Source organism: Streptomyces sp. NPDC005955, assembly GCF_042871255.1.
Lineage (GTDB): Bacteria > Actinomycetota > Actinomycetes > Streptomycetales > Streptomycetaceae > Streptomyces.
The window spans coordinates 129,830-153,211 of the sequence record NZ_JBIAIF010000008.1 but is presented as its reverse complement, the minus strand read 5'-3'; the positions used below and the strand labels follow the sequence as shown (position 1 = coordinate 153,211).

Genomic DNA, 23,382 nt, shown 5'->3' with positions numbered 1-23,382 from the left:
AGGCAGCCCCCTCCGATGCGTCAACTTGCGACGCGCCGTCACCCGGTGAACACGTGATGACACGGCCGTGCGCGCCTGTGGTGCGATAGCCGGAACGAATGTCAGGCTGTGGGTATGAAAATTCACTTCCTGGACAAATGGCGCATCCGGCGGCCCGATCGGTCGACCGCCGTGCTCGCGTCCGCGTTCGAGAGTGACCCCGAAGGGGTGGGGGAGCTGTTCGGGGAGTGCGATCTGCTGCGCTCGCAGGCGGGCGATGCGGGTCTCGAACTCGACGACACGGTGGCGTCGTTGAGCGGTCTCGACCAGCTCCTGCCGCGCTGGCGGGACGATCCCGAGCTGCTGCCCTGGCTCGGCAACGACGCCGGCCTCTACCTCGGTACGGTCGTCGTCCGGACGGTGTCGGGCGCCGCGTGGCGGCTGCGGTCGGACGGGGTGCCGCTGGTGCGGCTGGCGTCGGGTCGGGAGATCGCCGTGGTGCAGGCGGGGTTGGAGTGGGCGGCGAACGGTGCGCCCGGTCTGTCCCAGGTGTACGCGGAGGCGGCGGAGGATTGACGGAACGGGCCCGATCGTCAGCCGGGTCGCTTGGCTTCAAATACGGTTAATGCCCATACGTGCGTGTCGTCTGTTAAGTCCCGTATTGCCGTGGATAGTTTGCGCGGACCGAGACCGCCGACAGTGGGCAGGGCAGGGCATGGCCGTCGATCCGTTGATCGAACTGCGTGACGTGAACAAGTACTACGGGAAACTGCATGTCCTCCAGGACATCAACCTCACCGTCGGCAAGGGGGAGGTGGTCGTCGTCATCGGCCCGTCGGGGTCCGGCAAGTCCACGCTGTGCCGCACCATCAACCGACTGGAGACGGTCGAGTCCGGTGCGATCTTCCTCGACGGACAGCCACTGCCCGAGGAGGGCAAGGCCCTGGCGAAGCTCCGGGCGGAGGTCGGCATGGTCTTCCAGTCGTTCAACCTCTTCGCCCACAAGACCGTCCTCCAGAACATCTCCCTCGCCCAGGTCAAGGTCAGACGGCGGGGCAAGACGGAAGCGGAGCACCGCGCCCGGGAACTCCTCGACCGGGTCGGACTCGTCGGGCAGGCCGACAAGTTCCCCGCCCAACTCTCCGGCGGTCAGCAGCAGCGCGTCGCCATCGCCCGCGCGCTCGCCATGGACCCCAAGGCCCTGCTCTTCGACGAGCCCACCTCGGCCCTCGACCCGGAGATGATCAACGAGGTCCTGGAGGTCATGCGTCAACTCGCCCGGGACGGCATGACCATGGTCGTCGTCACCCACGAGATGGGCTTCGCCCGCTCCGCGGCCAACCGCGTGGTCTTCATGGCCGACGGCCGGGTCGTCGAGGACCGCACGCCCGAGGACTTCTTCACCCACCCGGAGAGCGAACGCGCCAAGGACTTCCTCTCCAAGATCCTCAAGCACTGAGGGGTGACCGCATGATCCGCAGCCTGCCCCGGCGGACCCCCGCGCCGCGGCTGACCACCGTCCTCCTGCTGGTCGCCCTCGCCGTCCTCGGCTCCGCCTGCGGCAAGGACGGCAGCCCGCCCGTGAAGGGCCCCGCCGCCGGCGCACTGCCCCGGTACACGGTGAACGAGGGCTTCCAGCTCCCCGACTCGCCCACCTGGGAACGCGCCGAACGCCGCGGCCACCTCACCGTCGGCGCCAAGGAGGACCAGCCCTACCTCGGCGAGAAGGACCCGGCGACCGGCGCGTACTCCGGGTTCGACATCGAGATCGCCCGGATGATGGCCGCCTCCCTCGGATTCCAGCCCGACACCATCCACTTCCGCACCATCGCCTCCGCCAACCGGGAGACCGCCCTCCAGAACGGTCAGATCGACTACTACGTCGGCACCTACACCATCAACACCAACCGCAAGAAGCTCGTCGGCTTCGCCGGCCCCTACTACCTCGCCGGCCAGGGCCTGCTGGTCCGCACCGACGAGAACGACATCAAGGGCCCCCAGGACCTCGCGGGCAAACGCGTCTGCTCCGCGGCGGGCTCCACCCCCTACCAGCGCATCCAGCGGGACTACCCCAAGGCCACGCTCGTCGCGTACGACACCTACTCGGTGTGCGTGGACAACCTGCTGACGTACCAGGTCGACGCCGTCACCACCGATGACGCCATCCTCATCGGATACGCCGCCAAGGTCCCGGAGGAACTGAAGGTGGTCGGCAAGCCCTTCTCCCAGGAGCCCTACGGCATCGGCGTCCCCCGGAGCGACAACGCCCTGCGCTTCGCCCTCGACGACGCACTCGCGGCCCGCGAGAAGGACGGCGACTGGAAGAAGGCGTACGAGGCGACCCTCGGCCTGTCCGGGGTCCCCGCGCCGAACCCGCCCGCCATCGACCGCTATCCGGCGAGCTGAACGAGGCCCCCTTGAACGTACTGATCGACAACTTCGACACCTACGCCCAGGGATTCCTCGGCACCGTCGAACTCACCGTGTACTCCTCCGTGCTCGCCCTGGTGCTCGGCTTCGTCATGGCGTCCTTCCGGGTGGCGCCCATCGGCTCGCTGCGGATGTTCGGCACCGCCTGGGTCACCGTCCTGCGCAACACCCCGCTGACCCTGCTGTTCTTCGCGGTCCTCCTCGGGCTGCCGCGCTTCGGGCTGGTGCTGCCGTTCGAGGTCTTCGCGGTCCTCGCGCTCGGCTGCTACACCTCCGCGTTCATCTGCGAGGCGCTGCGCTCCGGCATCAACACCGTGCCCAAGGGCCAGGGCGAGGCCGCCCGCAGCCTCGGCATGACCTTCGGACAGTCACTGTCCCTGGTGGTGCTGCCCCAGGCGTTCCGCTCGGTCATCCCGCCGGTCGGCTCCACGCTCATCGCGCTCGCCAAGAACTCCGCGATCGCCGGCGCCTTCAGCGTCACCGAACTGCTCGGCACCTACAAGACCCTCAGCGAACTCGGCTACAACATCGTCTGGACGTTCGTCTGGATCGCGGTCGGCTACCTCATCATCACCCTGAGCATCAGCGCCCTCTTCCACCTGATGGAACGCCACTGGGGGGTGGCCCGATGACCACGGCGTCCCCGGTCGTCCACGCCGGCTCCGCCGAGGAGTCGACCGCCCTCTACGACATCCCCGGCCCCAAGGCCCGCCGCCGTCACCGCACCTACGGCCTGATCGCCACCGGACTGCTCCTCGCCCTGTTCGGCTGGATCCTGTACCTCCTCTTCGACACCGACCAGTTCACCGCCACCAAGTGGACGCCCTTCGAGTACAAGGGCATCCAGGAACTCCTGCTGGAGGGCCTCGCCAACACGCTCAAGGCCTTCGGGATGGCCGCCGTGCTGTCCCTGGTGCTCGGCGCGCTCCTCGCCACCGGCCGGCTCTCCGACCACGCACCGGTGCGCTGGGTCTCCACCCTGATCGTGGAGTTCTTCCGCGCGATGCCGGTCCTGGTCATGATCTTCTTCATCTTCGTGGCGCTGAAGGTGCAGCCGCTGCCCGCACTGGTCGCCGGACTCACCCTCTACAACGGCAGCGTCCTCGCCGAGGTCTTCCGCTCCGGGGTCAACGCCGTCGAACGCGGTCAGCACGAAGCGGCGTTCGCCCTCGGCATGCGCAAGACCCAGGTGATGACGTACGTGCTCGTGCCGCAGGCCGCACGGGCGATGCTGCCCGCCATCATCAGCCAACTCGTGGTGGCCCTCAAGGACACCTCGCTCGGATACCTGATCACCTACGAGGAGTTCCTGCACGCCGGGAAACTGATCGCGTCGAACCTCGACTACGATCTGCCTTTCATCCCCGTCGTGATGGTGATCTCACCGATCTACATCGGGATGTGCATGCTGCTGTCGTGGTTCGCCCATTGGGTGGCCCGTCGCCAGCGCCGCAATCCCAGGACGGAGGCCGTCGAAATCGCACCGGCCGAACCAGGGACGCTGCTGCCGGGCGGGGGACCCCCCGCGGCCCCGAGGCGGTAAACGGGGGGCAGCGGCTCACCGGGCCATGCTCGACCGGCGGCGGCCGGAGATCACTGCCCGCGCGGCGGTACGGCACACGACGTGTGCCGCACCCCGGGCGGGACGAAGGTCAGCCGTGCGCCGGACGGGTCCGCTCCGAGCGGAACGGCCGTGCCGTGGACCGGGGCGTCACCGCGCCCCGGGGACGCGGCGCCGCCGGACCGCAGCCGGAACCGGGCGGCCTGCGTGGTGGAACCCACCACGCAGGCCGCCCGGTTCCGTACCCGGCCCCCACCATCGCTTACGCCTCGGCGCCGGCCTCCGCCGGGACCTCCTCCGGCTTGCGCACCGAACACACCAGCGAGTCGTTGACGACATCGGCGACGACCGTGTCACCCGGATCCGCCTCCCCGCCGAGCAACAGCGAGGCCAACCGGTTGTCCAACTCGGACTGGATCGTCCGACGCAACGGCCGCGCCCCGAACTCCGGCTTCGTCCCGTGCGCCACCAACAGGCGCTTCGCCGCGTCCGTGACCTCCAGATGCAGCCCCTGGGCCCGCACCCGGCGCTCGCTGCGGTCCAACAACAGGTCCAGGATGCGCGTCAGATCGTCCGGACCCAGACCGTGGAACACGATGATCTCGTCGATCCGGTTCAGGAACTCCGGCAGGAAACGCTCCCGCAGGTCCTCCATCAGCTCGTCCTTGAGCTGACCGCTCAGCACCCCGCTGCCGTCGTCCACCTCCCCGCGCCGGGCCAGGATGCGCTGGGCGCCGATGTTGCTGGTCATGATGACCACCGTGTGCCGGAAGTCCACCGTCCGGCCCCGCGCGTCCGTCAGCCGCCCGTCGTCCAAGACCTGGAGCAGCGCGTTGAAGACGTCCCGGTGCGCCTTCTCGATCTCGTCGAAGAGCAGCACGCTGTACGGCTGTCTACGCACCTTCTCGGTGAGCTGACCCGCGTCCTCGTGACCCACGTAACCGGGCGGCGCCCCGACCAGCCGGGACACCGTGTGCCGTTCCTGGAACTCGCTCATGTCGAACCGCGTCATCCGGCTCTCGTCCCCGAACAGCAACTCGGCGAGCGCCTTCGCCAACTCCGTCTTGCCCACCCCCGTCGGACCGAGGAACAGGAACGAGCCGACCGGCCGGTCCGGGTCGCCCATGCCCGCCCGGTTGCGGCGCACCGCCTCCGCGACCGCGACCACCGCCTCGTCCTGCCCCACCACCCGCGAGTGCAGGGCGTCCTCCAGCTTCAGCAGCTTCTCCTTCTCGCTCTGCGTCAGCTGCGAGACCGGGATGCCGGTACGCCGGGACAGCACGTCCGCGATGTCGTCCTCGGTGACCCGCATGACCCCCTCACGGCGCTCCGCGACCCCCGCGATCTCGTCCTGCGCCGCCGCGATCCGCCGCTTCACCTCGGACGCCCGCTCGAAGTCCTCCGCCGCGACCGCCTGGTCCTTCTCCCGCTGGAGCCGGGCGATCAGGTCCTCCCGCTCCACCACCTCCGTCGAGCGGCCCAGGGAACGCAGCCGGACCCTGGCCCCCGCCGTGTCCATCAGGTCGATCGCCTTGTCCGGCAGGAACCGGTCGGTGACGTACCGGTCGGACAGCTCGGCGGCGGCCACCAACGCCGCGTCGGTGAAGCGGACCTGATGGTGCGCCTCGTAGGAGTCCCGTAGCCCCTGGAGGATCTCCACGGTCTCGGCCACCGTCGGCTCCGGCACCGTCACCGGCTGGAACCGGCGCTCCAACGCCGCGTCCTTCTCGATGTGCTTGCGGTACTCGTCGATCGTCGTCGCCCCCACGACGTGCAGCTCACCGCGGGCGAGCGCCGGCTTCAGGATGTTGCCCGCGTCCATCGCGCCCTCGCCGCCCGAACCCGCCCCCACCACCGTGTGCAACTCGTCGATGAACAACACCGTCGACTCCGAGGCGCCCCGCACCTCGTCGATCACGTTCTTCAGCCGTTCCTCGAACTCGCCCCGGTACTTCGAACCCGCCACCAGCCCCGACAGGTCCAGGGCCACCACCCGGCGGTCCTTGAGGGTGTCCGGAACCTCCCCGGCGACGATCCGCTGCGCCAACCCCTCCACGATCGCCGTCTTGCCCACACCGGGGTCACCGATCAGCACGGGGTTGTTCTTCGTCCGACGCGAGAGCACCTCGACGGTCTGCTCGATCTCGTCGGCGCGGCCCACCACCGGGTCCAGCCGGCCCGCCCGCGCCTCCTCGGTGAGGTCATGGCCGTACTCGTCCAGAGTGGGGGTGCCGCTCTCCTGCTCGGGTGCGGTGCCCCGGCGGGCCGGCGCGTCCGCGGCCCGCCGCAGTCGGGCGGCGTCCGGGACGTGCCGGGCCAGGGCCCGGGCGGCGCCGGAGCTCTGGTCGTCCAGCAGCGCCCCGAGGACGTGCTCCGGGCCGATGTACGAGGAGCCCGCGGCCTGCGACCGGGTGTGCGCCCCGATCAGCACCCGTTTGGCGGCGGGCGTGAGACCCGGCTCCGCGGAGGGCGAGGCTGACTCGCCCGGCAGGGCGTCGGCGATCTCCCGCCCCAGCTCGTCCGGATCGGCGCCCGCCCGGGCGATCAGCGCACGGGTGGGCTCCGTCCGGGTGGCCGCCCAGAGCAGGTGCTCGGTGTCCAGGTCGGCGCTGCCGTCCTTCTCGGCCCGGGCCGAGGCGGTGGCCAGCAGTTCCCGTGCCGACTCGCTCAGCAGCCGCCCGATCGGCACCCGCTGCACGGCCGGCGGCGCCGTTCCCGGGGACATCCCGAAGAACCGGTTCAACAGTTCGGAGAAGGGGTCCGGGCCGCCGGGCGACCCGAAGGAGGACAGCGACATGGCACGCTCCGAAGGTGTGCGTAGGGGAACACACCCACACAAACACCGCGTGACCCGCCCCGCAATCGGGCTCCGCACCCGGAGCCCGACCGCCCGTCCCGCACCCCGTCCGGCAGCCGGATCAGCGCAGCGCGCTGCGCTGCTGCCACTCGGCCCACGACAGGTTCCACTCGCCGTACCCGTTGCCCGGCGCGGGCACGCCCTTGTGACCCTCACCGGAGACCTCGAAGGGGTCACCGGCGCGGACCTGCCCGTACAGCCAGCCGGCATCGGCGTCGCTCATGCCGATGCAGCCCGAGCTGCGGTTGGCGTTGCCGAAGTACGCGGCGTTCCACGGAGCGGCGTGCGCGTACATTCCCGACCAGGTCAGCCGCATCGAGTAGTCGACCATCTTGTCGTAGGCGTCGCCGAGGCCCACGGTCTCGGAGTTCATCCGGATGGTGCCCTCCTTCGACATCAGCACGGTGGTGCCGCCCCACGAGCGCTTCTTGCCGCCGGGCGTGCCCGCCGACATCGGCAGGGTGCGCACCGTCTTGCCGTCCCGCTCCAGCCGCAGCTGCTTGGTGTTGAGGTCCACCTTGACGACCTGCGCCGCGCCGATGGTGAAGGAGGTGTCGTAGTCCCGGACGAAGAAGCCGCCCGCGGTGCCCGAGTCGACGCCGTTGAGGTTCGCCCGCAGCTGCACCTTGGTGCCCGGCTTCCAGTACTCCTCGGGCCGCCAGTCGATGCGGTCCTTCCCGTCGTAGTGCTCGATCCAGCCCCAGGACCCGGTGGTGTCGTTGGAGGTGGTGACCTTCAGCGCGCGCTCGACGGCCGCCTTGTTCTTCACCGGGTGGTCGAAGGTGATCGATAGGGGCTGGGCGATGCCCACGGTGGTGCCCTTGCCGGGGGCGAGGGTCAGCTTGTTGACCTTGTCGGCGGCGACCGTCGTGAACGCGGCCGTCGCCGAGCCGCCCTCCTTGGTCGTCGCGCGCACCTGGTACGCGGTGCCCGGCGCGGCGACCCGCTCCGAGGTCCAGGTGCGGCCGTCCGCGGAGACCTTGCCCGTCAGCGGGGCGCCCGCCTTCGCTTCCTTCTTCGAGGTGACCGTCACCCCGCGCAGTTCCCCTTCGGCGAGGCGCACCGTCACGGGCTTGCCCGCGGCGGCGCGCTCGCCCTTCAGGTTCACCGATATCTCGGCCCGCGCGGGGGCGCCGGCCGCGGTGCTCCCGCCCCCCTTGCCGTCGTCGTCCGACCCGCCGGAGCAGGCGGTGAGCAGGACGGTGAGTCCGAGGGCTCCGGCCCCGACGGTCAGGTGTCGTCCGCGGCGGCCACGGACGGGCGCCACGCCGGCCTGCGTGCTCGGACGCGGTGCGGACGGGAGCGGGGAACTGAACATGGGGTCGTACCTCCGTGCGATCGGAATCGACCGGAGAGAGGGTGCGTACGGCCGCGGGGTTCCTGCGGAACGGCCCCGTTCCCCCGTTGTCACAGAATCGGGACATACGTCTTGGGACGGACACATTCCGAAGGGCCCGCGCCCCCGCCCGTGCGCTCAGGCCCGCGCCCGGGTCCGGCAGGTGCACGGGCAGGGCCGCGGGCGGTTACGCAGGCTCAGCTCCAGCGTCGCCCGCCGGCGGTGGACCTGGTGGGTGCCCGGGGCCCACATGCGGCAGTGGTGGTGGTCGGTGCCGAAGATGCGGGCCTTGACGCACGGTGCGCAGGGCACGCCCTCGGGGAGGCAGCGGCGGTGGAGGTGCAGGGTCGTGCCGGGCCCGGACGGGGAGAAGCGCAGCTTGCTGACCTGGCGTTGCCACCACCGGATGGGCTCGGTGCAGCGCGCGCAGTACGCGCGGGCGGTACGGGTGTGGGTCATCGGTGTCCTCGTGGAGGGAGGGGGAGGGGTGGTTCAGCGGGTTGTGGCGATGCCGTACGCGAGGGAGCCGAGCAACGCGGCGAGCGTGAGGACGTACAGGAGCTGTTCGGTCCGGGGGCTCACGGTGCGGCCTGCCGGACCTCGGTGTCGCCGTGGTCCGCGGCCGAGGTGACCCGGGTGGCTGCCGGGGCGGTGCACTCCAGGTGGACGTACGCGGTGTACAGGGCGCCGACCGTGGACCGACGCAGTTGCGAGTCGTGAGGCTGTGTCTCGTCGACGGCCAGCAGGCACCGTACGCAGAGCCTCACCACGCCCGTGTGCCCACCGCGATCGTGTCGCACCCGGCCAGCGCCGCCAGCGCCCGCAGGATGATCGCGAGTCGCCGCTCGCCCAGGTTCTCCACCTGCCACAACGGCACGAGCCGTGGGAACCCCACCGCCACGACGAGGTCCAGGAACGCACGCTCACTCGTGTCCAGGACGAGGGCCGTACGGTACTGGGCCTCGAACCGCGGCCAGTCGCAGTACGCACGCTTCCCGGTGTCGACCACGAGCAGGTCCCGCACATCGCCCCGTGCCAGGACGTCACCTTCCTGGAGCAGCGCGGCAACCGCCGCCCGCTCGCCGAGGTCCCGAGTCCGCGCCCATCCGCTGAGGCGGTCGGACAGTAGAGGCGACTCCTTCTGGTCCGATGTACTGGGCTCCTCTGTGGGACCCGATGCTGAGCTGACCATGTACCGCTTCCTCCGGTGGTTTTGGTGGGCGATCAGTTCACCGTTTCGAAGAGGCACGGAGCGCCGGGACAGCCGGACTTTTGGGCGGACTTTTTTATGTGCCTCCCATGCGGAACCACTACCGTTGAACCCGGCTAGTCAATACGAGGGGACCGGCATGTCTGGGGCAGAGATCGGCAAGCTGGCAAGGCTGCGTCGAGACGCCGGGTACACACAGAAGTCGTTCGTCGCCGCGTTCATCAAAGAGGCGGCTCGGCTGGGGATTGCGGCCTCAACCGGAATCCGTCAGCTGCGTCGATGGGAGACCGAGAGTCCACCGCCTCTGCCTCATCCGAACCAACAGATCGTACTGGAAGCCATGTTCGGCTTCCCACTCAGCGATCTGGGGTTCCAAGTTCCGACTCACCGCACATCGGTAGGCGACGGAGAGGTTAGGCGTCGAGCTTTCGTCACCCGATCGGGGGCGATTGCTGCTGCGTCGATCCTTCCGGAACGCCAAGGCATCCGGATCGGAGCCAACGAGGCGGCTGCACTCCGCGCCCGATTGGAGGGTCTGTACACCGTCGACCACACATCCGGGGGCATCCCTGCGAGTGCACGGGCCCAACAGTTGGAGCACCAGATCACGAAGGTGCTGAGCAATAGCGTCTACACCGACAAGGTCGGCCGAGATCTCCAGACCACACTGTGCGAACTCTCCTGTCACCAAGCGTGGTTCGGGTACGACGGTGGTCCACCTCAGGCAGCACGTGTCGCATGCATGGAAGCGATGACCGCCGCGCAACTCGTAGACAATCCACTCCTCCAAGTACGCGCTCTGAACACCCTGTCGCTTCTATCTGTCGACGCGGGTCGGATGTGGGAAGCCGCCTCGGCTGTGGAGAACGCCTACTCACTGGCCCAACACGCCGGCGCCGGCGCCACCGTTCACTTGGTCATCTCCTTGCGTGAGGCCAATGCCTCGACCAGCGCTGGCGATCTATTGAGGGCCCGTCGGGCTTTGAACCGTGCGGTGTCCTACCAGTCACGCGCTGACGATGATGATGAGGTACCCCGCTGGGCGCGTTTCGCCGGCCCGGTCGAAGTGGACTATGCCACCGCTGCCTACCATGCGAAGGCCGGGAAGGCAGCACGCGCCGTTCCCTTCCTGCGCGCCGCGGTCGCCGGCCTGGGCGGGGGGTACACCCGCAACGCAGCCTGGTATCGGGCTCGGCTTGCGCAAACCCTGCTTCTCGCCGGCGAGGTCGAAGAAGCTTGTCATGAGGTGACGGGCGTCCTCCGCGCGTGTGGAGGTGTGTCCTCGGTCCGCCTACGACGCAGACTGGGCACGTTCGAGCGTGCAGTCATGACTATTGATAGTCCCGCCGCGCGTGAAGCGGTCGATCGCATCAGGGAGGCTGAGGTGGGCAACGGGTGAAGAGCGCAGAGGGGATCACCGTAGAACGCATGGACGGCGCGGCGGCGGCGCAGGCGCAGGGTGCGTTCGCGCTGGTCTACGCAGAGGCGTTCGCCGAACCGCCCTATCTGAAGACTGCGGGCGAAGTGAGCGCCAACAGCACACGGCTCCTGTCCCAGGTACGCAAACCCACCTTCCGGGCGGCCCTCGCCCGCACGGCTGACGGCACTCCCGTGGGCATCGCCTACGGGTACCCCCTCAGCGCCGCCACGGGCTGGTGGGACCGCCTCACCACGCCGGCATCGGCGGAGCTGCGGCGCGAGGACGGCACCCGTACGTTCGGGCTGATCGAACTGGCCGTCCGGGCACCCTGGCGTCGTCGTGGCGTAGCCCGGAGGCTGCACGAGGCGGTTCTCACCGGCGCCACCGAGGAACGCGTACTGCTGAACGCGCGGCCGGACGTCGAGGCCGCGCAAGCCGCCTACCGTTCATGGGGATACCACAAGGTGGGGGAAGCGCACCCCTGGGCGGGAGCCGCCCTCCACGACGTGATGGTCCTCGCCCTGCGCGAACGGAGCTGAGCGTGGCGGCTGAGGCCCGCGGACGCCTCGGTGTCCGCAAATTCCGTTGAGCCCGCACCCTGCGATCGTGTTGACTAGCGGCGCCGAACTGTCAGTACCGCAGGTGTCCGCTCGGCCGTAGCAGGGAGTTGAACGTGCAGGACCTTGGTGTCGACCCCGTGGCCCACAACCGCGCAGCCTGGGACAAGTACGTCCAGGAGGGCGACGAGTGGACGAGGCCGGTCAGTACGGAGGACGTCGAGCGTGCCCGCAGGGGCGACTGGTCGATCGTTCTCATCGGGCACGAGCCGGTGAACCGCTCCTGGCTGCCGGAGGAGCTGACCGGCAAGGACGTGCTGTGTCTGGCCGCCGGCGGCGGCCAGCAGGGTCCGATCCTCGCCGCCGCGGGGGCGCGGGTCACCGTGTTCGACAACTCACCCGGCCAGCTCGGCCAGGACCAGATGGTGGCGGAGCGCGACGGGCTCGACCTGCGCACCGCCCTGGGCGACATGCGCGACCTCAGCGCCTTCGGCGACGCGACGTTCGACGTCGTGTTCCATCCGGTCTCCAACCTCTTCGTACCGGACCTGGCGCCGGTGTGGCGTGAGTGCTTCCGCGTCCTGCGACCGGGCGGGACCCTGCTCGTGGGCTTCCTCAACCCTGATGTGTACTTGTTCGACCACGAGGCGCTCGACGAGCGCGGCGAGCTGAACGTCGTGCACAAGCTGCCCTACAGCGACGTCACGCACTACTCCGCCGAGGAACGCGCCACGAAGTTCGGCGCGGACGCCGCTCTGGAGTACAGCCACACCCTCACCGACCAGATCGGCGGGCAACTCGCCGCGGGGTTCCTCGTCACCGGCTTCGAGGAAGCGCCGGACCGGTCCAACGCGGCCGGTCACTACATGTCGAACTACTTTGCGACGGCGGCGGTCAAGCCGGGCTGACCCGGCCGTGGGACCGGCCGTGACGGTTGGGTCACGGAGGCGGGACGCACCTCAGGACGCCCGGTGCGAGGTGCGGGTCACCGCGGTGGGCACCGGTTCCTGCGCCGCGGCCGTCACGTCCGCCACGAGTTCCACGACGTCCGGCCCGTACGCCTGGGAGTTCACCACCTTCAGCAGCAGCACCAGGGACGACCCGGCGCCGTGCTTGCGGGCCAGCCTCTCGTGGTGGCGGGCCAGGTAACGGCTCGCCGCCTGGTTGGTGATGGCCCGCTGTCCGCAGAACAGGAACACCGGCCGGGCGTCCTGCCCCTGTCCCGCCGTCAGCCGCGCCAGCAGCACGTACTCGGTGCGGCCGGCCTCCAGCCGGTACCGTTCGCTGCCCACCTGGAAGGCGCCCCGGTCCGGTCCGGCCTCCGGATCGGCGTTGACCCGCACCCCGGGCAGCAGGCTCGCCATGTGGGCGGCCATCCGGCGGTTGACGGCCGGATTGCCCACGCAGAACTCGGTCCGCTCGCCGAACCCCTGGCGGGCCGCGTCGTGCGCGACGACCTGGGCGTGCGCCCCGCAGTCCTGGACGAGCGCGGAGAGTTCCAGCAGCGCGGACATGTCGAACCGGTTCACCGACAGATCGGGTCCGCCCGGGTCGCGGCTGACGACGAGCAGCGACTCCGCGTGCTCGGGCAGCCCGAAGAACGCCTGCTTGCGGCGGAGCTTGCGCCGCCACGACTGGGTGCGGGCGGTCCAGCCGAGTGCGAAGCCGAGCACGGTGGCGGCCGAACCGAACACGATCAGGGGTACGACATCGGTCATGGGCGCGCATGTTAGCGGGCGTCCGCACGGAAGTTCGAGTCGGGCCGTACGGCTGGTTCCCGTGCAGGTGGCGAGAAGAGGTCCTGTCGGGGGGCCGGTGGCGAAGCTACGCTGCGCGGACGCCCGTTGACCGGAGGTACGCATGCGCCGTTCCGTCAGGCGGAACCTGTTCTCGCTGGCCGTGGCCGTCGCCACCGTGGTCAGCGCCGGTGCCGCAGCCCCGACCTCCACGGAAGCAGCCGCGACCGGGGCCGCCCGGGGCGCCGGTGGCGCGCAGAAGGTCCCGGTGGCCGTCGGTCACGGCGGCGCGGTGTCCAGCGTCGACGCGGACGCCTCCGCGGCAGGCATCGAGGTCCTGCGCAAGGGGGGCAATGCGGTGGACGCGGCCGTCGCCACGGCGGCGGCCCTCGGCGTCACCGAACCGTACTCGGCGGGCATCGGCGGCGGCGGCTACTTCGTCTACTACGACGCCGAGTCCCGTACCGTGCGCACCCTGGACGGCCGGGAGACCGCCCCGCGCTCCGCGGGCTCCGGACTGTTCCTGGAGGACGGGCGGCCGATCCCCTTCGCGGAGGCGGTCACCAGCGGGCTCGCCGTCGGGGTGCCCGGTACCCCCGCCACCTGGCGGTCCGCCCTCGACGCCTGGGGCAGCCGTAGCCTCGCCACCCTGCTGCGGCCCGCCGAGCGGCTGGCCAGGGAGGGCTTCACCGTCGACGAGACGTTCCGCGCCCAGACCGCGGCCAACGAGGCCCGGTTCCGGGACTTCCCCGACTCCGCCGAACTGTTCCTGCCGGGTGGTGAGTTGCCCGTCGTCGGCTCTACCCTCAAGAACCCCGACCTCGCCCGCACCTACGCGGAGTTGGCGCGCAAGGGCGTCGGCACCCTGTACCGGGGCGACCTCGCGAAGGACATCCTGCGTACGGTCAACGAACCGCCCGTCGACCCGACCTCCGCACGGGTGGTGCGCCCCGGCGACCTGACCGGGCGCGACCTGCGTTCCTACCGGGCCGAGTTCCAGGCACCGACCCGGACCTCGTACCGGGGCCTGGGCGTCTACTCCATGGCGCCCTCGTCCTCCGGCGGGACGACGGTCGGGGAGGCCCTCAACATCCTGGAGGGCACGGACCTGACCGCTGCCGGCCGGGCCGCGTACCTCCACCGCTACATCGAGGCGAGCCGGATCGCGTTCGCGGACCGGGGCCGCTGGGTCGGTGACCCCGCCTTCGAGGACGTGCCGCAGCGCGAACTGCTCTCCCAGCGGTACGCCGACTCGCGCGCCTGCCTGATCAAGGACGACGCCGTCCTGCGCAGTCCGCTGGCACCCGGTGACCCGCGGCGGCCGGTGCCGTGCGCGGCGGGCGACAAGGCGGCCCCGACGACGTACGAGGGCGAGAGCACCACCCATCTGACGACGGCCGACAAGTGGGGCAACGTCGTTGCCTACACCCTCACCATCGAGCAGACCGGCGGCAGCGCGATCACCGTGCCGGGTCGGGGCTTCCTGCTGAACAACGAACTCACCGACTTCTCGTTCGCCCCCGCCGACCCGGCCGTGCACGACCCCAACCTGCCGGGGCCGGGCAAGCGTCCGCGGTCCTCCATGGCCCCGACGATCGTCCTGGACGGCAAGGCGCGGCCCGTGCTCGCCCTGGGGTCGCCGGGTGGCGCGACGATCATCACCACCGTCCTCCAGACCCTGACCGGGGTCATCGACCGGGGGCTGCCGCTCGTCGACGCGATCGCCGCGCCGCGCGCCAGCCAGCGCAACCAGACCACCACCGAGTTGGAACCGGGTCTGTGGGACAGCCCGCTGCGGGCGGAGCTTGAGGCCATCGGCCACGGGTTCCGGCAGAACCCGGAGATCGGTGCGGCGACCGCCGTCCAGTTGCTGCCGGACGGGCGGGTGCTCGCGGCGGCGGAACGGGTCCGCCGGGGCGGCGGTTCGGCGATGGTGGTCCGTCCCACCGGATAGTCCGACCCACCGGATAGTCCGACCCACTGGATGGTGCGTCCCGCCGGACAGCGGTCTCATCGGGCGGCGCGCACCGGCCGGGCCACCCCGGACGGCGGCCTACAGGCTCGTCAGCACCCGGGGCCCGTCGTGGGTGACGGCCACCGTGTGTTCGGCATGGGCGGCGCGGCTGCCGTCGGTGGTGCACAGGGTCCAGCCGTCGGCCGTGGTGACGTAGTCGTCCGTGCCGCCGCCGATCACCATGGGCTCGATCGCGAGGACCATGCCGTGCCGCAGGGGCACCCCGCGGCGCGGGCGGCCCTCGTTGGGCACCGACGGGTCCTCGTGCATCTGGCGGCCGATGCCGTGACCGCCGAAGCCGTGCGGGATGCCGTACCCGGCCTCCCGGCACACCGTGCCGATCGCATGGGCGATGTCGCCGATCCGGTTGCCGACGACCGCCGCCTCGATGCCGGCGGCGAGCGCGCGTTCGGCGGTCGCGATGAGCCGCAGGTCCGCCGGCCGGGGCGTGCCCACGGTGAAGCTGACGGCCGCGTCCCCCGCCCAGCCGCCGAGCAGGGCGCCGAAGTCGGCGGAGACGAGGTCCCCGTCCCGGAGCGGCCGGCTCGTGGGGATGCCGTGCACGATCGCGTGGTTCACGGAGACGCAGAGCACCGCCGGGAACGGCACCGGGGCGAACGAGGGGCGGTACCCGAGGAACGGGGAAGTGGCGCCCGCCTCGCGCAGCACCCCGTGGGCCACGGCGTCGAGGTCCTGCGGGGTGACGCCCGGTTTCGCCGCCTCGCGCACCGCCGCCAGGGCCTCGGCCACCACGCGTCCGGGCAGCCGCATCGCGTCCATGGACGCATCGGTCTTGAGTTCCATCATGCCAATTACTATACCGGTATTAGAATGGGGTCATGGTGCGAACCCCCCTGACCCCCGAAGAGCGCGAGCGCGGCGAGCGGCTCGGCCGTCTGCTGCGCGAGGCGCGCGGCGCGCGCAGCATGGCGGAGGTGGCCGCCGAGGCGGGCCTCTCCGCCGAGACGCTGCGCAAGATCGAGACCGGCCGGGCCCCCACTCCGGCCCTGTTCACCGTGGCCGCGCTGGCGCGGGTGCTCGGCCTCTCGCTGGACGAATTGGTGCTCAGCTGCGCATTGGTGCCGGTTTGACGGCGCGGCCGGTCGGTGTGTGGCGGAGGTGGCCGGGCGGTACTCTCCCGGCCCTCCGTGACGTGCGGTTCGTGCGCTCGGAGGGCTCCGCAGATCGTTGGCCTGGGCATCTTCCCTTTCGTGTCGTCTTTCCTACGTAGTCGTGCATCCGTAGTCATGCGTAGGCGAGGTGCGACGGATGATGTGTGTGTGCAAAAGATGGAGGCGTGTTTTCCGTGCGCGTCCGGTGGTGCGGGAGCGCTCCCGCACCCGGACGGAGTCAAGGGTGCTGTCCGCTCTGTAGTGCTTCGTCTGGAGTTTCGGGTCTGGCGCGAAAACCACGCGTAGTCATGCTGTAACACCGTGGGTGTTGGCTACCGGACTGGGGGACTCCAGTCGTACGGGGGCGGGCTTCGATGACATTGCATCAACTCCCGGAACACATAAGGGAGTTCGCTTCATATTTCAAAGGCCTTCTGGCGCGCGTGGACCAGGGCGCCGGTTGGTGCGGGGTGTTCTGGCAACGGGACCCCGAAGGGATGCGCGCCTGCCTGGACGGGCGGGAGGTGCCGCCCTGGGACGTCCTGGAGGCCCTCCTCCAGGACCTGGCGGCCGACCAGGGCGCCCGGGTGGCCCGGATGGAGGTCGCCCGCGCCCGGGCGCTGCACGCCGCCGCGCTGGCCGCCTTCGACGCGCGCCCCGGCGGGCGCGAGATCCTCGGCGACCGGCTCGACGCCATGCTCGGCGAACAGCGCTACGCGGCCGATCGGCGACTCGAACTGAGCCGACTGTTGGACGCCGCCGAGGTCCCCGAGGAGGCCGAGGGGTACCGTCGCGACCTCGCCTGGGCCCAGGACGACCACGAACGGGCCACCGCGCGCTGCGCGGAGCTACGGGCGCGGATGGTGGCCTACGACCGACTGGCGGGCCCGGTGCGCACCGCCCCCTCCGGATGGGAGGGCGGTCGGATGTCCTCGGGAGGCCGACCGGGGCAGCTCGGCCGACCCGCCCCCGGACGCCCCGCGCCCCGCGACGGTCAGCGGGGGCCCGGGGACGCGGTCGAGCCGGCTGCTCCCGGCGCGCGCGCCGCCCGGGTCGGTCGCCAGGGTCGGGAACACGCCGCGCCGGCCGCGACCGGGGCGGCCGGTGGCGTCCCGGAGCACCCGTACGCCGCGCGGCCGGCCCGTGCGTACCGTTCCGGGCCGGACGGCGAGCGCACGCCCGCCGACGCGGATTCCGGGCGTCAACTCCGGTCCGGAGCGCGTCCCGCCGCCAGCCCCTACGCGCCCGGGACGCCCGGGGGCACCCCGCTGTACGACCCCCGGGGCCACACCGCCCCGGCCCCCGGCGGCCCGCACGCCACGCCCGGCAGCGCGAACGGCGACCCGAACAGCGACCCGAACAGCGGCCCGTACGGCGACCCGAGCGGCGGCCAGTACCGCAGCCCGAACGGCGACCCGTACGGCAGTCCGGGCGGGCCGCCCGCCGCACAGTCCGCCCCGGCCCCGGACGCTCCGAACCTGGCGGCCCCCCGCCCCGGCCCGGCCCTCCCGGCGCCCGAGCCACCCGGCGCCGCCGCCGACCCCGGTCCCGCAACCGACCCCGGTCCCGCAACCGACGCGCCCGGAGCCGACGAGCCGACCGCCGACGAGCCGCCCCCCGCCCCGAGCCCCCGGCGAGGGCTGCTCCAGCGCTCCCGCCGGCTGCGCGGCGCCCGCTCGGCCGGGGCCGACGACACCGGCGAGCCCACCGGCGGGATGGCCCTGCCGCAGGGCGGTGGCAAGGCGCCGCGCGGTGCGCGGTTCGCCGGCGCCGCGCCCCGACGGACGCCCGAAGCGGCGCCCGATCCCGAAGCGGAGGCCCGGCAGGCCACCGTCGCGGCCGTCGAGTCCTTGGTGCGGCTGCGGGCCGAGGGGCGCGGCGGCGAGGCGCACGGGGTGCTGGTGGAAGCCGCCTACGGGCCCGCCGACCGCTTCCCGCTGCTGGCCGTGGAGCTCCACCGCGCCGGACTCGCCGCGGACTGGGCCACCCTGCTGTGGGAGGCGGCCTCCCTGCCGGTCGAGCGACTGGTCTCGATCGCGGACAGCCTCGCCACGGCCGGGCGCACCGACGACGGCGCACTGCTGTTGCGGCAGGGCGTCGGGCGCCCGCCGGCCGAGATCGGCGAGGTGATCACCGACCTGATCGGTGAGGGGCGGCGACGCGAGGCACGGGCCCTGGTCGACGCGTACGTACGGGTGCGCACCCCCGAGGAGATCGCCCGGTGCGCGGGGACCGACCCCGGCCGTCTGGTGCCGTTGCTGCTCGACGCCGCGGGCCGGGTGTCCGAGCAGCGGCGTTGGGACCTGGTCCACGCCTTGCGCGTGGCCGGTCTCGACACCTGACCCGCCCGCCCGCGCGGCCCCGCGCGCGGGCCCGGCGGTGCCGCCCCTCCCGGCACCGCCGACCGTCGCGCTCCTCCTGGCAGCGGGGCGCGGCGCGGGGGTCTCGCCCACCCGGGTGCGAATCGCGGTCGACTCGGCCGGTTCGCGGCGATGGCCTTGCTCCACCCGATCGACGGGCTTACGTTCGTCCCCCTACGTCCCGTTTGTGCAGGCGTAGAGGCTCTCTGACGTCCCGTCGAAGGAGCAGCCCATGGCCGCCGTCGTCCGCGCCGCACTCGTCCAGGCCACCTGGACCGGCGACACCGAATCCATGATCGCCAAGCATGAGGAGCACGCCCGCGCGGCCGCCCGGCAGGGGGCGCAGGTCATCGGCTTCCAGGAGGTCTTCAACGCCCCGTACTTCTGCCAGGTCCAGGAGCCCGAGCACTACCGGTGGGCGGAGCCGGTGCCGGACGGACCCACGGTCACCCGGATGACGGCGCTCGCCGCCGAACTGGGCCTGGTGGTCGTCGTCCCGGTCTTCGAGATCGAGGGGCCCGGCCTCTACTACAACACCGCCGCCGTGATCGACGCCGACGGCCGCTACCTCGGCAAGTACCGCAAGCACCACATCCCGCAGGTCAAGGGGTTCTGGGAGAAGTACTACTTCAAGCCGGGCAACCTGGGCTGGCCCGTCTTCGACACGGCCGCCGGTCGGATCGGCGTGTACATCTGCTACGACCGGCACTTCCCGGAGGGCTGGCGCGAACTCGGGCTGAACGGGGCGCAGCTCGTGTACAACCCGTCCGCCACCTCGCGCGGACTGTCGGCCTACCTGTGGCAGCTGGAACAGCCCGCCGCGGCCGTCGCCAACGAGTACTTCGTCGCCGCGATCAACCGCGTCGGCCGCGAGGAGTACGGCACCAACGACTTCTACGGGACCAGCTACTTCGTGGATCCGCGCGGTCAGTTCGTCGGCGAACCCGCGGCGGACGACGCGGAGGAACTGCTCGTGCGGGACCTCGACTTCGGACTCATCGACGAGGTCCGCACGCAGTGGGCGTTCTACCGGGACCGCCGGCCCGACGCGTACGAGGGGCTGGTGCGGCCGTGAGCGGTCTGCACGCCCGGCACCGGGCCGTCCTACCGGACTGGCTGGCCCTCTACTACCGTCAGCCGATCGAGTTGGTCCGGGGCGAGGGCCGGCACGTCTGGGACGCCGACGGCACGCGGTACCTCGACTTCTTCGGCGGCATCCTGACCACGATGACTGCGCACGCACTGCCCGCGGTCACCCGGGCCGTCGCGGAACAGGCCGGGCGGCTCCTGCACTCCTCGACCCTGTACCTCGACCGGCCGATGGTCGAACTCGCCGAACGCGTGGCGGTGCTCTCGGGCATCCCCGACGCACGGGTGTTCTTCACCACCTCCGGCACGGAGGCCAATGACACGGCCCTGCTGCTGGCCACCGCGTACCGGCGCTCCCACCAGGTCCTGGCGATGCGCAACGGCTACCACGGCCGTTCGTTCAGCACGGTCGGCGTCACGGGCAACCGCGCCTGGTCCCCGACGGGCCTGTCCCCCCTCCGGACCCTCTACGTGCACGGCGGCGTCCGCACCCGCGGCCCGTACGCGCACCTGTCCGACGTCGAGTTCACCGCGGCGTGCGTCGCCGACCTGGAAGACCTGCTCGGTCAGGTCTCCGGGTCCGTCGCCGCGCTCATCGCCGAACCCGTGCAGGGCGTCGGCGGTTTCACCTCGCCCCCCGACGGGCTGTACGCGGCCTTCCGCGAGGTGCTGGACCGGCACGGCATCCTGTGGATCAGCGACGAGGTGCAGACGGGTTGGGGCCGCACCGGCGACCACTTCTGGGGCTGGCAGGCCCACGGCGCCAACGGCCCGCCGGACCTGCTCACCTTCGCCAAGGGCATCGGCAACGGCATGTCCATCGGCGGTGTCGTCGCCCGTGCGGAGGTCATGAACTGTCTGGACGCGAACTCCATCTCCACCTTCGGCGGTTCGCCCGTCACCATGGCCGCGGGCCTGGCCAACCTCGGCCACCTCCTCGACCACGACCTCCCGGGCAACGCCCGCCGGGTCGGCGGACTGCTGCTCGAACGGCTGCGGGCCGCAGCCGCCCGGGTGCCCGCGGTCCGGGAGGTGCGGGGGCGGGGGCTGATGATCGGGGTGGAACTGGTCCGGCCGGGCACCGACGAGGCCGACCCGGACGCCACGTCCAGGGTCCTCGAAGCGGCCCGGGAGGGCGGCCTGCTGATCGGCAAGGGCGGCGGCCACGCCACCAGCGTGCTGCGGATCGCCCCGCCGCTGTCCCTGACGGTGGCCGAGGCCGAAGAGGGCGCCGCGATCCTGGAAGCCGCCCTGCACGCCCGCTGAAACGGAGCGCACCATGAGCACCCGCACCCTGATCCAGGGCGGACTGGTCGTCACCGCGACCGACGAGGTCCACGCGGACGTCCTGATCGAGAACGGCCAGGTCGCCGCGCTCGCCGGCCACCTCACGGACACCGCCCGCTCCTGGACCGCCGACCGGGTCATCGACGCCCGCGACCGGTACGTGATCCCGGGCGGCGTCGACGCCCACACCCACATGGAACTGCCGTTCGGCGGCACCGCCGCGTCCGACACCTTCGAGACCGGGACGCGGGCCGCCGCCTGGGGCGGGACGACGACGATCGTCGACTTCGCGGTGCAGTCGCCCGGACGGTCGCTGCGGGCGGGCCTGGACGCCTGGTTCGCGAAGGCCGACGGGAACTGCGCGATCGACTACGCGTTCCACCTGATCGTCTCGGACGTCAACGAGCACACCCTGCGGGAGATGGACCGACTCGTCGCGGAGGGGGTCAGTTCGTTCAAGTTGTTCATGGCCTACCCGGGGGTCTTCTACTCGGACGACGGGCAGATCCTGCGCGCCATGCAACGGGCCTCCGGCAACGGCGGGCTGATCATGATGCACGCGGAGAACGGCCTCGCGATCGACGTCCTGGTCGAACAGGCCCTGGCCCGCGGGCACACCGAGCCCCGGTACCACGGCGAGGTCCGCAAGGTGCTGTTGGAGGCCGAGGCCACCCACCGGGCGATCCAGCTCGCCCGGGTCGCCGGCGCCCCGCTGTACGTCGTGCACGTCTCCGCGCAGGAGGCGCTGGCCGAAGTGGCCGCCGCCCGCGCCCGGGACCTGCCGGTCTTCGGCGAGACGTGCCCGCAGTACCTGTTCCTGTCCACCGACGACCTCGCGCAGCCGGACTTCCAGGGCGCCAAGTACGTCTGCTCCACCCCGCTGCGGCCCGCGGAGCACCAGGCGGCGCTGTGGCGGGGACTGCGGACCAACGCCCTCCAGGTGGTCTCCACCGACCACTGCCCGTTCTGCTTCCGCGGCCAGAAGGAACTGGGCCGCGGGGACTTCTCCAAGATCCCCAACGGGCTACCGGGGGTGGAGAACCGGATGGACCTGCTCCACCAGGCGGTGCTGGACGGGCACCTCAGCCGCCGCCGCTGGATCGAGATCGCCTGCGCGAGCCCGGCCCGGATGTTCGGCCTCTACCCCCAGAAGGGCACGATCGCGCCGGGCTCGGACGCCGACATCGTGCTCTACGACCCGCACGCCGAACAGACCCTCTCCGCCGGGACGCACCACATGAACGTGGACTACTCGGCGTACGAGGGCCGACGGATCACCGGGCGCGTCGACACCGTGCTCTCCCGCGGCCACCTCGTGCTCGACCGCCGCGAGTACACCGGCCGGGCCGGCCACGGGACCTTCGTCCCCCGCTCCACCTGCCAGTACCTGTAAGCCCCGCACGCAGCAAGGAGCCGCCCCGTGGACTTCGGCCTCGTCCTCCAGACCGACCCGCCCGCCTCCCGGGTCGTCAGCCTCATGCAGCGCGCGGAGCGCAACGGCTTCCGCTACGGCTGGACCTTCGACTCGGCGGTGCTCTGGCAGGAGCCCTTCGTCATCCACAGCCGCGTCCTGGCCCACACGCAGCAACTCCGGGTGGGCCCGATGGTCACCAACCCGTCCACCCGCACCTGGGAGGTGACCGCCTCCACCTTCGCCACCCTCAACGACATGTACGGCAACCGCACGGTGTGCGGCATCGGCCGCGGGGACTCCGCGATGCGGGTGGTCGGCAGGCCGCCCAACACCCTGGCCCGCCTCGGCGAGGCCATCGACGTCATCCGCGACCTCGCCGAGGGGCGCGAGGCGCGGATCGACGGCCACCCGATCCGCATCCCCTGGATCCGCGACGGCGCCCTGCCGGTCTGGATGGCCGCGTACGGACCCAAGGCCCTGGCCCTGGCCGGCCGCAAGGCGGACGGGTTCATCCTCCAGCTCGCGGACCCCTACCTCACCGAGTGGATGGTCAAGTCGGTCCGCGAGGCCGCCGCGACCGCCGGACGCGACCCGGACGCGATCACCATCTGCGTCGCGGCCCCCGCCTACGTGGGCGACGACCTCGCCCATGCGCGCGACCAGTGCCGGTGGTTCGGCGGGATGGTCGGCAACCACGTCGCCGACCTGGTCGCCCGCTACGGCGAACACTCCTCGCTGGTCCCCGAGGAACTGACCTCGTACGTCAAGTCCCGCCACGGCTACGACTACGGGCACCACGGCCGGGCCGGGAACCCGTCCGCCGACTTCGTCCCGGACGAGATCGTCGACCGCTTCTGCCTGCTGGGCCCCGCGCAGGCCCACATCGCGAAACTCCGCACCCTGCGCGACCTCGGCGTGGACCAGTTCGCCGTCTACGCCATGCACGACGCCCGGGAACACGTCATCGACACCTACGGACAGCAGATCATCCCGGCGGTCAACGGCTGACCCCGCCGACCG

22 protein-coding genes are annotated in these 23,382 nt (G+C 71.5%); 15 read left to right on the top strand and 7 right to left on the bottom strand.

The window, feature by feature from the left end; all coding sequences use genetic code 11:
• The first annotated feature begins 114 nt into the window (after nt 1-114).
• From ACFYOU_RS20935 to ACFYOU_RS20915, 5 genes are all read left to right on the top strand, one after another.
• Complete coding sequence (locus ACFYOU_RS20935) at nt 115-555, top strand: DUF6278 family protein (RefSeq protein WP_391307444.1); 441 nt, start codon at nt 115-117, stop codon at nt 553-555.
• A 139-nt stretch (nt 556-694) separates the two neighbouring features.
• Complete coding sequence (locus ACFYOU_RS20930; RefSeq protein WP_387011128.1) at nt 695-1,438, top strand: amino acid ABC transporter ATP-binding protein; 744 nt, start codon at nt 695-697, stop codon at nt 1,436-1,438.
• 11 nt (nt 1,439-1,449) lie between these two features.
• A complete protein-coding gene (locus tag ACFYOU_RS20925) occupies nt 1,450-2,385 on the top strand; it encodes a transporter substrate-binding domain-containing protein (protein ID WP_391307441.1) in 936 nt (311 codons plus the stop codon).
• Between the two features lie 11 nt (nt 2,386-2,396).
• Nucleotides 2,397-3,041, top strand: a complete 645-nt coding sequence (locus tag ACFYOU_RS20920; protein WP_389763413.1) for an amino acid ABC transporter permease — start codon at nt 2,397-2,399, stop codon at nt 3,039-3,041.
• The gene (locus tag ACFYOU_RS20915) at nt 3,038-3,952 is read left to right on the top strand and encodes an amino acid ABC transporter permease (RefSeq protein WP_389763411.1); all 915 of its coding nucleotides are present in this window, start codon (nt 3,038-3,040) and stop codon (nt 3,950-3,952) included. Before ACFYOU_RS20920 ends, ACFYOU_RS20915 begins: the two co-directional genes overlap by 4 nt.
• A gap of 280 nt (nt 3,953-4,232) precedes the next feature.
• Here ACFYOU_RS20915 and ACFYOU_RS20910 read toward each other — a convergent pair whose 3' ends face one another.
• The 5 genes from ACFYOU_RS20910 to ACFYOU_RS20890 all read right to left on the bottom strand — a co-directional run bounded on the left by ACFYOU_RS20910 (nt 4,233) and on the right by ACFYOU_RS20890 (nt 9,355).
• Nucleotides 4,233-6,767 (bottom strand): AAA family ATPase, encoded by a 2,535-nt coding sequence (locus tag ACFYOU_RS20910; RefSeq protein WP_391307439.1) that lies wholly within the window; start codon nt 6,765-6,767, stop codon nt 4,233-4,235.
• Between the two features lie 121 nt (nt 6,768-6,888).
• Complete coding sequence (locus tag ACFYOU_RS20905; protein WP_391307437.1) at nt 6,889-8,145, bottom strand: Ig-like domain-containing protein; 1,257 nt, start codon at nt 8,143-8,145, stop codon at nt 6,889-6,891.
• A gap of 156 nt (nt 8,146-8,301) precedes the next feature.
• On the bottom strand, nt 8,302-8,622 hold the full coding sequence (locus tag ACFYOU_RS20900; protein WP_391307435.1) for a hypothetical protein: 321 nt from the start codon (nt 8,620-8,622) through the stop codon (nt 8,302-8,304).
• Nucleotides 8,623-8,741: 119 nt separating this feature from the next.
• Nucleotides 8,742-8,930, bottom strand: a complete 189-nt coding sequence (locus ACFYOU_RS20895) for a hypothetical protein (RefSeq protein WP_391307433.1) — start codon at nt 8,928-8,930, stop codon at nt 8,742-8,744.
• Complete coding sequence (locus ACFYOU_RS20890) at nt 8,927-9,355, bottom strand: hypothetical protein (protein ID WP_391307431.1); 429 nt, start codon at nt 9,353-9,355, stop codon at nt 8,927-8,929. Before ACFYOU_RS20890 ends, ACFYOU_RS20895 begins: the two co-directional genes overlap by 4 nt.
• A gap of 157 nt (nt 9,356-9,512) precedes the next feature.
• Between ACFYOU_RS20890 and ACFYOU_RS20885 the strand changes: the two genes are divergently transcribed.
• The 3 genes from ACFYOU_RS20885 (at nt 9,513) to ACFYOU_RS20875 (ending at nt 12,258) form a co-directional block, all read left to right on the top strand.
• Nucleotides 9,513-10,772, top strand: a complete 1,260-nt coding sequence (locus tag ACFYOU_RS20885; protein WP_391307430.1) for a hypothetical protein — start codon at nt 9,513-9,515, stop codon at nt 10,770-10,772.
• Nucleotides 10,773-10,801: 29 nt separating this feature from the next.
• Nucleotides 10,802-11,332 (top strand): GNAT family N-acetyltransferase, encoded by a 531-nt coding sequence (locus tag ACFYOU_RS20880; RefSeq protein WP_391307658.1) that lies wholly within the window; start codon nt 10,802-10,804, stop codon nt 11,330-11,332.
• A gap of 134 nt (nt 11,333-11,466) precedes the next feature.
• Nucleotides 11,467-12,258, top strand: coding sequence for a methyltransferase domain-containing protein (locus ACFYOU_RS20875; protein ID WP_391307428.1), 792 nt, complete (start codon nt 11,467-11,469; stop codon nt 12,256-12,258).
• Nucleotides 12,259-12,309: 51 nt separating this feature from the next.
• Here ACFYOU_RS20875 and ACFYOU_RS20870 read toward each other — a convergent pair whose 3' ends face one another.
• Nucleotides 12,310-13,068: a hypothetical protein gene (locus ACFYOU_RS20870; RefSeq protein ID WP_391307426.1), complete on the bottom strand. Its 759-nt coding sequence runs from the start codon at nt 13,066-13,068 to the stop codon at nt 12,310-12,312.
• A gap of 142 nt (nt 13,069-13,210) precedes the next feature.
• Here ACFYOU_RS20870 and ggt point away from each other — a divergent pair, with 142 nt between their 5' ends.
• On the top strand, nt 13,211-15,040 hold the full coding sequence (gene ggt, locus ACFYOU_RS20865; protein WP_391307424.1) for a gamma-glutamyltransferase: 1,830 nt from the start codon (nt 13,211-13,213) through the stop codon (nt 15,038-15,040).
• A 99-nt stretch (nt 15,041-15,139) separates the two neighbouring features.
• Here the strand turns inward: ggt and map are convergent, their stop codons facing one another.
• Nucleotides 15,140-15,907 carry a type I methionyl aminopeptidase gene (map, locus tag ACFYOU_RS20860; protein WP_391307422.1) on the bottom strand — a complete coding sequence of 256 codons (768 nt, stop codon included), beginning with the start codon at nt 15,905-15,907 and terminating at the stop codon, nt 15,140-15,142.
• Nucleotides 15,908-15,939: 32 nt separating this feature from the next.
• Here map and ACFYOU_RS20855 point away from each other — a divergent pair, with 32 nt between their 5' ends.
• From ACFYOU_RS20855 to ACFYOU_RS20830, 6 genes are all read left to right on the top strand, one after another.
• Complete coding sequence (locus ACFYOU_RS20855) at nt 15,940-16,191, top strand: helix-turn-helix domain-containing protein (RefSeq protein ID WP_391307420.1); 252 nt, start codon at nt 15,940-15,942, stop codon at nt 16,189-16,191.
• Between the two features lie 464 nt (nt 16,192-16,655).
• The gene (locus ACFYOU_RS20850) at nt 16,656-18,554 is read left to right on the top strand and encodes a hypothetical protein (protein WP_391307418.1); all 1,899 of its coding nucleotides are present in this window, start codon (nt 16,656-16,658) and stop codon (nt 18,552-18,554) included.
• Between the two features lie 250 nt (nt 18,555-18,804).
• Nucleotides 18,805-19,647, top strand: coding sequence for a nitrilase-related carbon-nitrogen hydrolase (locus ACFYOU_RS20845; RefSeq protein WP_389763387.1), 843 nt, complete (start codon nt 18,805-18,807; stop codon nt 19,645-19,647).
• Nucleotides 19,644-20,927, top strand: coding sequence for an aminotransferase class III-fold pyridoxal phosphate-dependent enzyme (locus ACFYOU_RS20840; protein WP_391307416.1), 1,284 nt, complete (start codon nt 19,644-19,646; stop codon nt 20,925-20,927). Before ACFYOU_RS20845 ends, ACFYOU_RS20840 begins: the two co-directional genes overlap by 4 nt.
• Before the next feature lie 13 nt (nt 20,928-20,940).
• Nucleotides 20,941-22,341, top strand: a complete 1,401-nt coding sequence (gene hydA, locus ACFYOU_RS20835; protein WP_391307414.1) for a dihydropyrimidinase — start codon at nt 20,941-20,943, stop codon at nt 22,339-22,341.
• A 27-nt stretch (nt 22,342-22,368) separates the two neighbouring features.
• Nucleotides 22,369-23,370, top strand: coding sequence for a TIGR03842 family LLM class F420-dependent oxidoreductase (locus tag ACFYOU_RS20830; protein WP_389763381.1), 1,002 nt, complete (start codon nt 22,369-22,371; stop codon nt 23,368-23,370).
• The last annotated feature ends 12 nt before the right edge of the window (nt 23,371-23,382 follow it).

Excerpts from the sequence above, each read along its gene's own strand:
- ACFYOU_RS20885 (WP_391307430.1), top strand. The coding sequence starts at position 9,513 with ATGTCTGGGGCAGAGATCGGCAAGCTGGCAAGGCTGCGTCGAGACGCC.
- map (WP_391307422.1), bottom strand. The coding sequence starts at position 15,907 with ATGATGGAACTCAAGACCGATGCGTCCATGGACGCGATGCGGCTGCCC.
- ACFYOU_RS20910 (WP_391307439.1), bottom strand. The coding sequence starts at position 6,767 with ATGTCGCTGTCCTCCTTCGGGTCGCCCGGCGGCCCGGACCCCTTCTCC.
- hydA (WP_391307414.1), top strand. The coding sequence starts at position 20,941 with ATGAGCACCCGCACCCTGATCCAGGGCGGACTGGTCGTCACCGCGACC.
- ACFYOU_RS20900 (WP_391307435.1), bottom strand. The coding sequence starts at position 8,622 with ATGACCCACACCCGTACCGCCCGCGCGTACTGCGCGCGCTGCACCGAG.
- ACFYOU_RS20855 (WP_391307420.1), top strand. The coding sequence starts at position 15,940 with ATGGTGCGAACCCCCCTGACCCCCGAAGAGCGCGAGCGCGGCGAGCGG.
- ACFYOU_RS20880 (WP_391307658.1), top strand. The coding sequence starts at position 10,802 with ATGGACGGCGCGGCGGCGGCGCAGGCGCAGGGTGCGTTCGCGCTGGTC.
- ACFYOU_RS20915 (WP_389763411.1), top strand. The coding sequence starts at position 3,038 with ATGACCACGGCGTCCCCGGTCGTCCACGCCGGCTCCGCCGAGGAGTCG.
- ACFYOU_RS20930 (WP_387011128.1), top strand. The coding sequence starts at position 695 with ATGGCCGTCGATCCGTTGATCGAACTGCGTGACGTGAACAAGTACTAC.
- ggt (WP_391307424.1), top strand. The coding sequence starts at position 13,211 with ATGCGCCGTTCCGTCAGGCGGAACCTGTTCTCGCTGGCCGTGGCCGTC.
- ACFYOU_RS20845 (WP_389763387.1), top strand. The coding sequence starts at position 18,805 with ATGGCCGCCGTCGTCCGCGCCGCACTCGTCCAGGCCACCTGGACCGGC.
- ACFYOU_RS20925 (WP_391307441.1), top strand. The coding sequence starts at position 1,450 with ATGATCCGCAGCCTGCCCCGGCGGACCCCCGCGCCGCGGCTGACCACC.
- ACFYOU_RS20935 (WP_391307444.1), top strand. The coding sequence starts at position 115 with ATGAAAATTCACTTCCTGGACAAATGGCGCATCCGGCGGCCCGATCGG.
- ACFYOU_RS20905 (WP_391307437.1), bottom strand. The coding sequence starts at position 8,145 with ATGTTCAGTTCCCCGCTCCCGTCCGCACCGCGTCCGAGCACGCAGGCC.
- ACFYOU_RS20890 (WP_391307431.1), bottom strand. The coding sequence starts at position 9,355 with ATGGTCAGCTCAGCATCGGGTCCCACAGAGGAGCCCAGTACATCGGAC.
- ACFYOU_RS20870 (WP_391307426.1), bottom strand. The coding sequence starts at position 13,068 with ATGACCGATGTCGTACCCCTGATCGTGTTCGGTTCGGCCGCCACCGTG.